Annotated in this window: 10 protein-coding genes; 4 read left to right on the top strand and 6 right to left on the bottom strand. The window is 42.9% G+C overall.

Annotated features, from left to right (window positions below; all coding sequences use genetic code 11):
* Positions 1-176: 176 nt before the first annotated feature.
* The gene (locus FN961_RS24420; protein WP_144042750.1) at positions 177-1,946 is read right to left on the bottom strand and encodes an alkaline phosphatase D family protein; all 1,770 of its coding nucleotides are present in this window, start codon (positions 1,944-1,946) and stop codon (positions 177-179) included.
* Between the two features lie 181 nt (positions 1,947-2,127).
* Between FN961_RS24420 and FN961_RS24415 the strand changes: the two genes are divergently transcribed.
* Positions 2,128-2,550 (top strand): CBS domain-containing protein, encoded by a 423-nt coding sequence (locus FN961_RS24415; protein WP_144042749.1) that lies wholly within the window; start codon positions 2,128-2,130, stop codon positions 2,548-2,550.
* A gap of 103 nt (positions 2,551-2,653) precedes the next feature.
* Here FN961_RS24415 and FN961_RS24410 read toward each other — a convergent pair whose 3' ends face one another.
* On the bottom strand, positions 2,654-3,286 hold the full coding sequence (locus FN961_RS24410; RefSeq protein ID WP_144042748.1) for a peptidylprolyl isomerase: 633 nt from the start codon (positions 3,284-3,286) through the stop codon (positions 2,654-2,656).
* A gap of 197 nt (positions 3,287-3,483) precedes the next feature.
* The gene (locus FN961_RS24405) at positions 3,484-4,410 is read right to left on the bottom strand and encodes a DUF808 domain-containing protein (RefSeq protein WP_144042747.1); all 927 of its coding nucleotides are present in this window, start codon (positions 4,408-4,410) and stop codon (positions 3,484-3,486) included.
* Between the two features lie 237 nt (positions 4,411-4,647).
* Here FN961_RS24405 and rpiA point away from each other — a divergent pair, with 237 nt between their 5' ends.
* Positions 4,648-5,304, top strand: coding sequence for a ribose-5-phosphate isomerase RpiA (rpiA, locus tag FN961_RS24400; RefSeq protein WP_144042765.1), 657 nt, complete (start codon positions 4,648-4,650; stop codon positions 5,302-5,304).
* Positions 5,305-5,505: 201 nt separating this feature from the next.
* Here the strand turns inward: rpiA and FN961_RS24395 are convergent, their stop codons facing one another.
* From FN961_RS24395 to FN961_RS24385, 3 genes are all read right to left on the bottom strand, one after another.
* Positions 5,506-7,575, bottom strand: coding sequence for a sensor histidine kinase (locus FN961_RS24395; protein WP_144042746.1), 2,070 nt, complete (start codon positions 7,573-7,575; stop codon positions 5,506-5,508).
* Between the two features lie 10 nt (positions 7,576-7,585).
* Complete coding sequence (locus tag FN961_RS24390; protein WP_229814804.1) at positions 7,586-8,866, bottom strand: ABC transporter substrate-binding protein; 1,281 nt, start codon at positions 8,864-8,866, stop codon at positions 7,586-7,588.
* A gap of 343 nt (positions 8,867-9,209) precedes the next feature.
* Positions 9,210-9,647, bottom strand: a complete 438-nt coding sequence (locus tag FN961_RS24385) for a DUF3069 domain-containing protein (RefSeq protein ID WP_144042745.1) — start codon at positions 9,645-9,647, stop codon at positions 9,210-9,212.
* Positions 9,648-10,112: 465 nt separating this feature from the next.
* Here FN961_RS24385 and FN961_RS24380 point away from each other — a divergent pair, with 465 nt between their 5' ends.
* Both FN961_RS24380 and queG read left to right on the top strand, forming a co-directional pair.
* Entirely contained in the window at positions 10,113-12,005 is a 1,893-nt protein-coding gene (locus FN961_RS24380) for a tetratricopeptide repeat-containing diguanylate cyclase (RefSeq protein WP_144042744.1), read from the top strand.
* A 50-nt stretch (positions 12,006-12,055) separates the two neighbouring features.
* Positions 12,056-13,252 carry a tRNA epoxyqueuosine(34) reductase QueG gene (queG, locus tag FN961_RS24375; protein ID WP_144042743.1) on the top strand — a complete coding sequence of 399 codons (1,197 nt, stop codon included), beginning with the start codon at positions 12,056-12,058 and terminating at the stop codon, positions 13,250-13,252.
* Positions 13,253-13,626: the final 374 nt, after the last annotated feature.

Below are 13,626 nucleotides of genomic sequence, written 5' to 3'. Positions count from 1 at the left end.
ATTCTTTATAGAATAGGATAGTCGGCGCCTACCAGATTTTGGAGCAAAATTTTAAACTAAAAAACGATTTTATGCTCTATTTAAAGTTGTAACTTGAAACTTAACACCGATTTTCTTTTCTCTAAATATTAAAAAGCCACCTCCGCAGAGATGGCTTTTGTATCTAAAGTAGAGTGTTATCCAGCAGGTATTATTTTTGTAGAACCAAGTTGGGTAACCGCACTGTAACGCTTATCCATATTCTCACTAAACTCTGTCGAGGCAATAGTATCGACAAAATGCCAGTCACTACGTACTTGCTCTGCAGTAAATGTGAGTACCATAAAACCGCGATCTCGCAGGTTAGTATACTCAAGACCCGCTACCATCTGAGCCACTCCCGCCTCTGTTGCGCTCTGCTGGTCTTCAGGGATCCCTAAATAAAATTCCAGACCCGGAGAAGATACCGAACTGGTCGCAAACTCGACACCGACAGCATCACCACCCGCATCGCTAAGCTCATTTGCCCACGCATTGTGCGTGTCACCAGCAATCACGACCAAGTTGCTTCCCTTTGATTTTGCCGTCCCTAAGATAACCTCTCTTTCATAGGCGTACCCATCCCAAGCATCTAAGTTGTACGGAATACTCGGCATCTGTAATAGGGCCATCACCTCAGGTGTTAGCTTATGTTGGTTACCGATAAGGAAACTATATTCGCTAGCAGTTAAAGTCGGATCATTTGCCTGAGCACGCGCTGCAAGTTGAGCGATTGCACCTAATTCAGCAAACTGAGCAATACTCAACTGTTGAGTCGCAATAGCCGCAGGCAGTAGCATTCTGCCCATTAATACTTGCTGACCTAACACCTGCCACTTACCCGTCGCAGTTAGCAAGGTCTGCTGCAACCACTGCAACTGATCTTGACCTAACAGGGTGCGATCAGTACTGGTGACATCGGCCATAAATTTTGCACTATCGATAGCTTGAGTAGCAGGGTCGATATAATCAACATAATCCAGCGGCTTATCACGGGCTAATACGCGTGTATCCATCATGTGTAAGTCGACAAGATCACCGAAACTAAAGGAGCGGTAGATCTCCTCATGATTACCTTCACGCCACGGACGGATAGGCAGCCACTCGAAATAGGCTTGCAAGGCACCGGCCTTTCTAGCTTCAAAGTCCCCTTCGCCTTCATTATGGTTTTCTGCGCCATCAGACCAGGTGTCATTCGCGACTTCGTGGTCATCCCATACGGTAATAAATGGCACCTTTGCATGCAGTTTTTGCAAACTGGCATCACCGCGATATTGTCCGTATCGGGTTCGATAATCGGTTAATGAGAACAGCTCGCCAGCTGGCAAGACTTCACGATCATACTCAGCAGCATTTTCACTGGCATACTCTCCACGAGCATACTCATAGATATAATCACCGAGGTGAACAACCGCATCCAGTTCCTCTTGTTGAGCCGCAAGCTCATACACATTAAAGTAGCCCGCAGGGAAGTTAGCGCATGACATCACTGCAAGCTTTACCGAATCAACAGCTCCTTCAGGTAAAGTACGTGTCATTCCGATTTCAGACACTGTATCGCCTGATGTAAAGCGATAGTAATAAGCTGTGCCAGAGGTTAAGCCGATAGCGTCAATCTTCACGGTATAATCACGATCAGCTGTCGTGGTCATTTCACCATTGGTCACCAGATCGGTAAAAGCAGCATCTGTTGCCACTTCCCAACTGACCTTGACTTCACCTTCACTGGTTGGGGTAGCTCGAGTCCATAAAATCACCGCACTATGGCTAGGGTCGCCACTGGCAACTCCATGCATAAAACTAGCTTGATTTGTATTGTTGTCATCATCACTGCTGCTACAGCCCATCAAGCCGTAAGAAACAACTGCAGCACCCACACCTTTAGCTGACATGGCTAAAAAATCTCGACGTGTAAAAGACCGATTCATTATTATTATTCCTTTATTTTTATCATCTCATAGTGGTAAGAGGTCTAACGAGTATCTAATTTGCAACACCACTATGACATTCATATGACAAAAATCCATAAGTTTGATCAATGTTTCAGAAAGTGAACTCTGTTAGTCGGTATAATTGTTCGAATAAGTTAGTGCATTAAAAGGAATTTTTATGAAAGTCAGCGATATTATGACGACTAAGCTAGTCTGTCTCAGTCACGAAGCCAGCTTAAAAGATGCACACGACTTGATGCAAAGTCGCGGTGTTCGCCATCTGCCAGTGGTTTCAGAATCTAACGGGATGTTAGTGGGCATACTCACTCATAAGAAGATGATCAGCACCGTGATGTCAATGATCTATAAATATGGGGCTGATGCGTTGGAGAGAAAAGAGCGTAATCAAAGGATCCAATCATTAATGGAGTCGGACTTTCAACAATTGAATAGAGATGAGTCCCTTGCCAGCGTTGCTGAATATTTCATAGAGAACAAGCTTGGCTGTCTGCCTGTTGTTGACTCAGAAGGTAAGATTGAGGGGATCGTAACCTCATCAGATTTTGTAAAGCTGTGCGCTCAGTTACTTAAAAGCCAATAAAGCCCTGCTTATCCAAATGGCCTAGGTCGCTATCTTTAAAACAAAAAAGCTAGGAACATCATCCTAGCTTTATTGGAGTAGATCAACGATGGCCAAATAACGTTTAACTCGTTGGGCAAGCCGTTTCTGCAATCTTATTAATCACAATATCTTCAACAGGAACATCACCATAATTATTCCCTTTAGGATCTTTTGCAACACCAGTAACAACGATGTCGATCTGATCCATCACATCCTCCATTCCCTCAATAACCTTACCAAAGACCGCATAACCAACACCATCTTGTGCGTTCTCTTTGTCTAAGAAATCATTATCAACAGCGTTGATAAAGAATTGAGATGTCGCTGAATTAGGCGAGCTTGTACGAGCCATTGCTAACGTTCCGCGAATATTTTTAATGCCCACATCAGATTCATTCACTATCGGACCGCGACCTTCTTTACTCACTAACCCAGGAGTAAAGCCTCCGGTTTGAGCCATAAATTGTGTAATAACTCGATGAAATATCATTCCGTCATAAAAGCCATCATCCACATACTGCTTAAAGTTTTTACCGGTAATTGGAGTGTTAGTCAGATCGACAGCTAATTTAACGTCCCCCATACTGGTCTCCATCAAGTAACAAACATCGGCAGCAAGTGTAGGCGGTGGGGTTGGGGTTACTTCAACAGAGTCGCTGCCACCACAGGCAACCAAGGTAGAGCTCAGGGCAAGGCTTAATATTAACTTCTTCATCACAATTTAACTTCCTATTGAGCGCCCGCCTTCCAACTCCTTGGAGAAACGATGACACTATAACTGCCAAAGGTTGATGAGATGTTATCTTTAAGTTGTCCTGGAAACAATCCTAGATACAAAATGTTACCCGTAGTGTTGGGTGAAAAAGTAAACTTTATAGAGAAGATGGGCCGAATTGCTCGGCCATCACGGGACTATTTGCCTCGGATCTTTTGTACTCCTGAGATTAACGCCAACGCCAACGCGCCGGCAATGACACCAAACAGGGTATTAAGCAAACTTGGAGTGATAAAAGAGAGTGTTGACCCAACAACAGCCAGCTCACCCAGTAGAGCCGCAATATGCGCAAACTGCTCACTCACCACATGCAGCCCGTGAGTTAAGATCCCGCCACCCACCATAAACATGGCAATGGTCCCCACCACGGTTAGCCCTTTCATCAAGTATGGGGCCGCATTGACCAAGCCTCCACCAAACCAACGCCCAAAGCGAGTCAAGACACCACTTCCTTCTCTTCGATTCAAATATAAACCAAGATCATCGAGCTTGACGATCCCTGCCACTAATCCATAGACGCCAATGGTCATCAATAGAGCGATCGTCGACAGAGTAAATACTTGAGTTAAGAAGCTTGCCTCTGCCACAACGCCTAAAGTAATGGCGATGATCTCAGCTGATAAAACAAAATCAGTACGAATCGCCCCTTTTATCTTATCTTTTTCATAAGCGGCTAAATCCTCTATGACAGGCACAATTTCGTGCTCTTCACCTTGTTTAGCTTTCTTATGAAAATAGCTGTGGTAGAGCTTCTCAAACCCCTCATAACAAAGAAACAGGCCACCAAACATCAACAAAGGCGTAATAGCCTGTGGAATAAAAGCACTGATAAGCAGTGCAGCAGGCACTAAAATGCATTTATTTTTCAATGAGCCTAGAGCTACCGCCCACACCACAGGTAACTCTCTATCAGCACTAACGCCCGATACCTGTTGTGCATTAAGCGCTAAATCATCACCTAGTACGCCAGCTGTCTTTCTGGCAGCCACCTTACTCATCAAGGCCACATCATCTAAGATTGCCGCAATATCATCTAACAATGTCAGTAGACTCGCTCCTGCCATAATAACTCCCTAAAGCCAATTGACTCCTTCAACTACTGATAAGAAAGAGAAGATAAAACACATAGCGATAAGCTACTCCTGAGTACCAAATTAATCCACCCAGTTTTTTCAAAGGTTAAACAAACACAAGTGATAAAAAATCATCCGTAAAAATGGGACACTAAGACTGACAGTGACGCTTGCGTAAGCGTATAATACGCACAGAATTTTATGAAATACTCCTTACAGGACGCCAGTATGACACAAGATGAGATGAAGAAAGCCGCCGGTTGGGCAGCACTAGAATACGTAGAAAAAGACAGTATTGTTGGTGTTGGCACAGGTTCTACCGTCAATCACTTTATTGATGCCTTAGCGACAATGAAGGCCGATATTGAGGGAGCTGTATCGAGCTCTGAAGCATCGACACAAAAGATGAAAGCGCTTGGGATCCCAGTATATGATCTTAATTCTGTCGATGAGCTTTCTGTGTATGTCGATGGCGCCGATGAGATCAACGGTCATATGGACATGATCAAAGGCGGTGGAGCCGCATTAACTCGTGAAAAAATTGTTGCCGCGGTTGCGGGGAAATTTATCTGTATCGTTGATAACACCAAACAAGTTGATATTTTGGGTGAGTTCCCGCTTCCTGTTGAAGTCATCCCAATGGCACGTTCATATGTCGCTCGCCAACTGGTCAAACTCGGTGGAGATCCTGTTTACCGTGAAGGCGTTATAACTGATAACGGTAATATTATCATCGACGTGTACAACATGAAGATAATGAATCCAAAAGAGCTTGAAGAACAGATCAACAAGATAGTCGGTGTGGTCACTAATGGCTTATTCGCTAATCGCGGAGCTGATGTGCTGTTAATCGGTACTCCAGATGGCGTTAAAACAGTTAAGTAGCTGTCTAATTGTGACTTTTTGCTAAGTAATGACTTACTACACATCAAGTACCTAGAACTCATGATCTAAAGCCTAAATAAACTAAGCCACCAGAACCGGTGGCTTTTTTGTGTCTGGAACACTTATGAAGATTTGCCATGGATGGTAAAAAATCTTCGTTGTGTCAGGAACACTTATGAAGATTTACCAAAGAAGAATGGTTTAATGATCTTCTATTGGTGCAATCTCTTCAGCTTCATTCTCAAGTTCAGATTGCTCACCGTCGAGGCCTCTAGGGAAAATAACGGTAAACTTCACCCCTTTCTCTCTATTTTTATATTCGACATCGATACTTCCACCTAACCCCTGCGTGATCAAATTATGCACGATAGACAGGCCCAAGCCGCTCCCTCCGGTCACTTTAGCCGTGGTATAAAAAGGGTCAAAGCATTTTTTCATAGTCTCTTCGTTCATCCCACGTCCGTCATCCTCTACGGAAAAATAGACATTATCAGAGAGTTCCCCCACCTCAATATTGATCGTACCTAAAGTTCGATCACTAAAACCATGGCGAACAGCGTTCAGTACCAGATTACTGACAATTTGCCATATCTTGTTCGGCGTAACATAGACGTAGATGGCACCTGAACCTTTAATGTGCAATTTATGCTGCCCCATCTTCAATTCATGCTTAAGACTAATCATGGACTCCTCAATAAATGAGGTTAATTCGAAGGTAACTCTATCGTCAACATGCTGGCCTACAGCCACCTGTTTAAAGCTTCGAATAAGATCGCTTGCCCTTGCTAGGTTGCTTGAAATGAGTGATTCGGCAACTCTACTGACGTCGAAATAACTCTCTATTCCTTCATGTTCAAGAGTCTCATTCTTATAGTCATTTTCGAGCTTATCCATCTCCTCTTTCAAAGTAGAGATAGCGGTAACACAAACCCCAATTGGAGTATTGACTTCGTGAGCAACACCAGCGACTAAAGTCCCTAAAGCTGCCATTTGTTCAGACTGAATTAACGTCTCTTGAGCAAGGTCTAATTTACTCAATGCGGCTTCAGCTGTGTGCTTAGATTTCTCCGCTTTTTGCTTCAAAATAGCTAGTGCCGCAACTTGCTTCTCGATTGCACTAAACACTCTACGAATCAAAATTAAAAAGATAAGTGCACCAACCAGACTCAATATCAACACCCACATCCATGTCAACGCCAGCTCATCTCCCGACTTCTCGTCTATCACTTTTTGCCTGTTTTTTTCAAGCATCACAATGCTGCCTAACTCTTGCTCCATATCCAGCACCAAGGCTTCCAGCTCTTGCTTAAACTGCTGCCTTTCCTGCTGCATCAATAGGAAATCTTGGCGAAGAGTATAAAACCCTCCCTGACTTACGTGGATAGTTTGATGTTTTTCGTCAATGACATAGTCATCGCCAAACAACGCAACTCTTAGTGCTTCCAGTTCAGCCGTGCCATTAATATCATTGGTAATAAGCGCCTTTTCCATGTCTTGTTGTAAACGCTCTAATCCTGGCTTCAACTGATTGTCTTTAATATCGACTAGCTGATCATATTGATTAACCCCACTTAAGACTTCGACAAGCTGTTGAATACCAGCAATCTCAATTTGAAGATTATCTCGTCCTCCTCTGAGTTTTTTTAAGTAAGTATCAACAATTTCACGTGCAAGATAATTGGCTGTTTCACCTTGGGCTTTTTTAAATTGCCTAATTTGAAGAGAACCTCGAATACGCTCTCGCCCCGCAGAGTCATTGATTAAGGCATGAATTTCCAGTAGACAAACACGCACCTCATTTAGCGATATTTTATTTCTGACATCCTGATTTAGCATCTCATGTCGACTGCGCCACAGTTGCATTTTAACTAATAAACGACTGAAATTTTGCCCTCTAACCTTCAAGCCTTTCCAACGAGCCAACAAAAGTTGGTTCTCGGGAGAAGAGGTTAATACCTCGCTATTTACAAGGGACTCAATGCTACTTTCCAGGTTAATTATCGATGAGTTTCCAGCTTCTTCATCTACAGGTTCATCGATATTCAGCAGCTTGATCAACGCCAACCGCCCTTTACCAAGTTCATAACGAACTCTTGACTCTTGCTCTGCAAATCTAAGGGTTTCACCGGATAATTTAGCTAACTGATCTCGTTGGTTTTTAATCCCCCAACCCATAGACAAATTAACCCCAATGGAGGTCACTATCGTCAGGCCAATAATGGCCCATAGCATTTTGGCTACTCGCTTTGCTTCTGCTGGCGCTTTTATCATAAATTGACCATCATAAATCTAAAAATGAAGCTATATCAGCCCACTCAAAAGGGACAAACTTGCCACCTTGCAACCTAGTGGGCCAAACGGTATGACTTGCTTGATGATTCTTGGTATCAAAAAAGAGCGATTTCCCGATCCCGATATCAAATTGTCCCAGTCCTTCCACTGCATCGATAAGTGATTCTCTCGTCGGTTTACCGTCAATTGTCTTTAAAGCCTTAATCATGATTGTTGCTGCTATATACCCTTCTAGGCTACCAAAAGATGCTTGGGTATCGGGTGTAATCGTTTTCAACGCATCTTGGTATTGTTTAACGATTGGCACAGAAAGATCACTAGGGTGAGGAACCACTTGAGTGACAATAACACCGCTAAAATGCTCCCCTAATTGCCGAGCTAGCGGAGCACTACCCACAAAAGAGACGTTGAGAAATAAGGCTTTAATCCCCGCTTCTTGGGCCAGTTTGATAAAGCGAGCACAAGGGGCATATGCACCAACCATAATAATGGCCTTCGGCGGCGTTTCAGCGAGTAAAATATCGGCAAGGGCGTTGTCGACTGACAAAGTGTTACGCTCATATCGACCGTGGACAACCAGCGACTTAGATTTCAAACCATTTTTGAGTAACGCTGTTATCCCCCCAATATATCCAGCATCACCATAGCCATCTCGTTGAGTAAAAAAAGCGATCTCTTCAGGCTTTAAACCTGCATGTTTAATCAGAGCCTCTACCATGGTTGAGGTCTCTTCCGCATAGCTTGCACGATAGTTAATAATATAGCGATCAGGAGGAGATTTACGTAAAACACCAGCCCCTGTAAAAGGCGCAAAAAGTAAGGTCTGCTTTTCATTAGCGATAGGAATGGCTGAGATAGCGGTAGGAGTACCAACATTGCCAATAACTGCAAGAACTTGCTCCTGCTCAATCAAAGCACGCATATTGGGGGCTGTTCTAATCGGCTCATAACCATCATCGAGTGCAACCAACTCTAGAGGGTGTCCATTAACCCCGCCCTGATTATTCTCCTCCTCAAACCTCATATTGACGCCTAACAGCATATTTTTACCTAGCTGTTCAGCAGGTCCACTCAATGCCGTTGACATGCCAAATAGTAATGCCTCTTTTTTTACAGGATCTAATGCTTTTGCGTTGACACTTGTATGTATAAAAACTAAAAAAAGTAAGGCTAGAGCATGCCAAAGAGTGGAATTAACGCCCAAACTCATAAGAGCAGCCCCTCGTGACGTAGAATCGCTCATGCCAAAGAAGTGAATAACGTTTCGCATCTCTATTTCCCTCTAATAGCTCAGAGTGATGGGAGGTTTTATCTTTACCCATTAAATGTAGGATATGGATTGATTAATTGCTATTGGATATATGTTGAGAAAACCAAATGCGATCAGTTGGCAGTAATCAGAAATGGATTTAGCGTAGTATTGTCATGGAAGGATTGGTGCAGATTATCTTCGACAGAATTGGTCACGGCTTTAAGTTAGGCTTACAGATAGGATTAACGATTACTTTTTGCAGTCTTACTGACTTCTGCTTAGATGGTAGAAGTTTTATGATAGATAGAACTTAAAGTAACTGTCATCCATATTAATGAATGACAGTTAAACACTTTAAAGATTACTTACCATCGACAACAGCGCGCAGACTGTTAAGCAGAGCTCTATTTGTCCGCGATTTTTTTAGCTTCTTAGCGCTCTCTTTAAATGATTCATCAGAGATTTTTGTAAAGATGTTGCTGTATTCATTTTCAGCAATCGCATCATCACTATCAGCCATGTCAGAGATATCCTGAGCGACTCGACTCAATTGCAACCAAGCATTCGCGATATAAAAGCCATGAAAATCCGATTGAGGTAATAGGGCTTTAGCGCTGTTTGGTAACGCCTCCCATCCTTTAGCAAATTTCTCGTCACTGTCTTCAAGCAGTTCATTACATAGGTTTGCATAGGCTTCTAATAGATTATCAGGCAGCTTATCCATTGGAATAACCACGTTAGACACATTTAGTGAAACTTGCTCAACTCGAGCTTTGTACTCAGGTGTAATATCAATCATGATTTTGCTCTAAAGATTAATTAAAATGGGCCACAAAAAAGTGCCGTTAATATACAGGCCATAGTTACCATTACCCGCTATGGGTGCAATGGTAATGCCTTTTGCTGGGGTCTGTAAAATAGAAACCTAATTCGATACCTATAACCACCCCCAATTAAGACACCTTCAACGTAATCTTGATCACCCCATTACTGACTCGCAGCAACAAGTCATACAACGGCGAATACAAATCTCACCAGTATTTCTAAAGGGGAATAAATAAGGCGTGCAGTTATACCTAGCCCTAAAGTTAAATGCAAAAAACTAATTCGATATGAGTGTCCATCACCACTTTTAATCGCTCACATATCCCCTATAATTCAGTCATGCCTTTAATTAGTCCTTATTTTTACTAGTGATTAAACCGAGCAATTATGGTTAAATAGCAAGCAAAAAATAATGAATGAACCATAGAGTGACTCAAAAGTGCTTAAAAAGATAATCCCCTTAATATTAAGCTTTTACTTATTAAGCTCTTTAGTTGGCTTGTCCTCTGCCAAAGCCGAAGAACCTCAGTCCGTTGAATCAATTTTTACTGAACTAGAAAGTGGGATCACACTCTCACATGAACAATTAATCCAAAAACTGGCAATCCTAAAAGCCAGTATCCCAGAACAAGATCAAGCAAACTACCTCAGATTACAGGCACTACGTTGTTGGAATTATGATGCCAGTAATGAAAATCAAAGAACTCAGGCTATTGCATTTGCCAACAAACAAATTGAAAAAACCTATACAAAACAATATAAAGAGTCTCTGCTCGACATTAAGCTGTGTAAAGCTTGGTTTCAGGAACTAAACGGTCAAGTCGCACAGGCAATCGATGGTTACAATGAAGTCATACAACAAGCCTATCAAATAGAATCACTTAAGCTGATCGCCGATGCCCGTAGCTTACGTGGTGCCATGTACTCGTTTCAGGGTAATTTCTCTATTGCACTGGAAGATTTGATCACAGCCCAACACCTATATGACAATCTCAACCTCAGCCATTGGAGCCAGATTAACCTATCCGATTTGGCAACTAGCTATCGACGATTTGGGGATCCGCAAACTGCGATTAAATATTACAAACAACTCGAAACTGAATACCTCAAGTTAAACGACAACGATTCAGCAATTCTCATGATTACCGAAATGGCGATAGCCTATGAGCAACTCGGTGAATATGAACAAGCTTTAGAGTATTACACCCAAGCATATGACTATTGGTTTGAACAAGACGACAGTTTCAGTGCAGCAACCATCGCGGTCAATATATCAGGAAGCTTACTAAAACTTGATAAAGTCGCTGAGGCCAACACTTTTTTAACCATTGCAAAAGCCTCCATTACCCCAAGCGAGGAAGCTTTTTACAGTTTTATGAAGCTATTTGAAGCGGAAGTCCACTTTACCGACAATGAACATAATGAAGCACTCCTTGATCTTTCTGAAGCCAGAGCAGCGTTCAAGCGGGTACAAAATAAGCGTGGATTAGCTGAACTGTCACTGTTTGAAAGTCAGGTATACACGGCACTGAATAACTGGCCCAAAGCATTTCACTCCTTAGAGCAATATGTGCAGTTACATAATGAGCTTGACGCTAAAATGCAATCTAGTCGCACAGCAGAAATGCGCGCACGTTTTAATACTGAACAAATTGAAACTGAAAACAAACAACTCATTCAATTACAGATGGCTAAAGAGCATGAGGTTCAGATCCTTAAGCAAAACAGATACCTTCAATTTGCAGTACTGACCTTAGTCGTTATTATGCTGTTTTTTATCTCCTTATTAGCCATCAAGCAAGCACAAAAGTCTAAACTTTTGACCATTTTGGCTCTGACCGACCATCTCACTAAGCTAGCGAATCGTCGACGTACATACTCTGAAGGTGAAAAGTTTTTTTCTGATAAAAGTAGCAGCTTAGCGCTCATTCTATTTGATGCCGATAACTTTAAAAATATTAATGATAAATTTGGTCATGATATCGGAGACAAGGTGTTAGTCGAGCTTGCTAACGCCAGTAATCTAATGATGAGGAAAACCGATTTAGTCGGACGTGTTGGTGGCGAAGAATTTCTTATTCTCCTACCAGGCACAACATTGGAACAAGCAATGAAAATTGCAAAAAGATTCGTTGAATCTATCTCTATGACAGACCTTTCAGGCCTTGCTGAGGAGTTAGCGATGTCGATAAGTGCTGGAGTCGTGGCAAAAGAGCAAGACAGTTCATTCTCAGAACTGCTGCAACGAGCTGATATCGCTCTTTATGAAGCTAAAACAGCGGGCAGAAACCGCGCTATCAGTAACACGATGCTGAACGAGATAACAGCCTGATCTAAATTCCTGCTATCATATTCAGGTATTCCTTAAACCTTAGCTTCTCTATGTCAGAAACAGCATCAGTCTTATCAAATTCAAGTTCCCTCACGCCAAGCGAACTTTCTCAACTGGCTTTAAAGATTAAGCAATGGGGAAAGGAACTTGGCTTCGCTCAAATTGGTATCTGTGATACTGATTTAACCGAGGAGGAACCTAAACTGCAGCAGTGGTTAGATAAGGGCTACCACGGTGACATGGGGTATATGGAAGCCCATGGCATGATGCGTGCCCGACCATATGAACTGCACCCGGGTACCATTAGAGTCATATCAGCTCGAATGGATTACTTGCCACCACAAGCAGGTTTCGCAACCAACTTACAAGATCCCAATCTCGCCTATATTTCCCGCTACGCAGGAGGCCGTGATTACCATAAACTGATTCGAAATCGCCTTAAACATCTGGGACAAAGAATCCAAGCAGAACTGGATACCTTAGATGCTGGTAAGACAAATTTCCGCCCCTTTGTCGACTCGGCGCCCATCTTAGAACGCCCTCTTGCGGATAAAGCGGGTTTGGGTTGGACTGGTAAACATAGCCTATTACTCAATGAAGATGCTGGCAGTTGGTTCTTTCTCGGGGAGTTATTAATCGACCTCCCCTTGCCAGTCGACATCCCAGTAAAAGAGGGCTGCAATACCTGTGTCGCCTGCATAAAATCCTGCCCGACTAATGCCATTGTAGCGCCTTATATTGTTGACGGAAGACGTTGCATCTCCTATCTAACAATCGAGCTTCAAGGCGCTATTCCTGAGGAGTTTCGCTCCCTAATTGGAAATCGTATCTACGGCTGTGATGACTGCCAACTAGTGTGTCCGGTAAACAGTAAAGCACCACTTACAATTGAAAGTGATTTCCACACCCGAGATCTGCTTAAACAACCTAAGTTACTCACTCTCTTTAACTGGGGTGAAGCAGAGTTCCTTAAGATCACCGAAGGCAGTCCAATTCGCCGTATCGGCCATCAACGTTGGCTGAGAAATATCGCAGTAGCACTGGGAAATGCGCCAGCCTCACAGGCCATCATCGATGCTCTAGAGTTAAGAAAACAATCAGATGAAGTGAATGAGCTGGTGATTGAACATATAGAGTGGGCGTTGATCCAGCAACGAGAGCGATTGGTTCAGGAAACTTTTGCGCCTAACCGCAAAACTCAACGAGTGATCCGCAGCGTCGAAAAGGGCCTGCCAAGAGATGCATGACAAAAGTTGAGGTCCTAGGACCTCATGCTAATACCATTCAGTATAAAGATTTGCTCGCTCAGCGAGAGTTTAGCGGTGCTGAGGCAAGGCAACGAGTGAAGAGCATAGTAATTCTACGGTTAAACTCGTTAACACAGGATCAGAACCGCTAAAACTCGCCTGTAAGGAGCGTTTTTAGCTGCCTATTTCTGCGTTGAATGAACTCACAAGGGAACAACCATTATGTCATCCATTCGCCTTGAATTAGTTTGCCAAAAACACTCTGAGTCTGAGGGATCCCCTCGAATTTAATAGCATGCTTGTGGCTCCAGAATTAAGCCTTGTAGTGTTTTAATGGCTGTTCGCCAATGCGACCTCAGTAGCTTCAATTTCCT

Origin of the sequence: Shewanella hanedai (assembly GCF_007197645.1) — a bacterium.
Classification (GTDB): Bacteria; Pseudomonadota; Gammaproteobacteria; order Enterobacterales; family Shewanellaceae; genus Shewanella; species Shewanella hanedai.
Note: the sequence above shows the minus strand (reverse complement) of the source record. Positions and strands in the feature narration are given on the sequence as shown.

Coding starts and splice junctions, on each gene's coding strand:
- FN961_RS24420 (WP_144042750.1), bottom strand. CDS start 1,946: ATGAATCGGTCTTTTACACGTCGAGATTTTTTAGCCATGTCAGCTAAA.
- FN961_RS24415 (WP_144042749.1), top strand. CDS start 2,128: ATGAAAGTCAGCGATATTATGACGACTAAGCTAGTCTGTCTCAGTCAC.
- FN961_RS24410 (WP_144042748.1), bottom strand. CDS start 3,286: ATGAAGAAGTTAATATTAAGCCTTGCCCTGAGCTCTACCTTGGTTGCC.
- FN961_RS24405 (WP_144042747.1), bottom strand. CDS start 4,410: ATGGCAGGAGCGAGTCTACTGACATTGTTAGATGATATTGCGGCAATC.
- rpiA (WP_144042765.1), top strand. CDS start 4,648: ATGACACAAGATGAGATGAAGAAAGCCGCCGGTTGGGCAGCACTAGAA.
- FN961_RS24395 (WP_144042746.1), bottom strand. CDS start 7,575: ATGATAAAAGCGCCAGCAGAAGCAAAGCGAGTAGCCAAAATGCTATGG.
- FN961_RS24390 (WP_229814804.1), bottom strand. CDS start 8,866: ATGCGAAACGTTATTCACTTCTTTGGCATGAGCGATTCTACGTCACGA.
- FN961_RS24385 (WP_144042745.1), bottom strand. CDS start 9,647: ATGATTGATATTACACCTGAGTACAAAGCTCGAGTTGAGCAAGTTTCA.
- queG (WP_144042743.1), top strand. CDS start 12,056: ATGTCAGAAACAGCATCAGTCTTATCAAATTCAAGTTCCCTCACGCCA.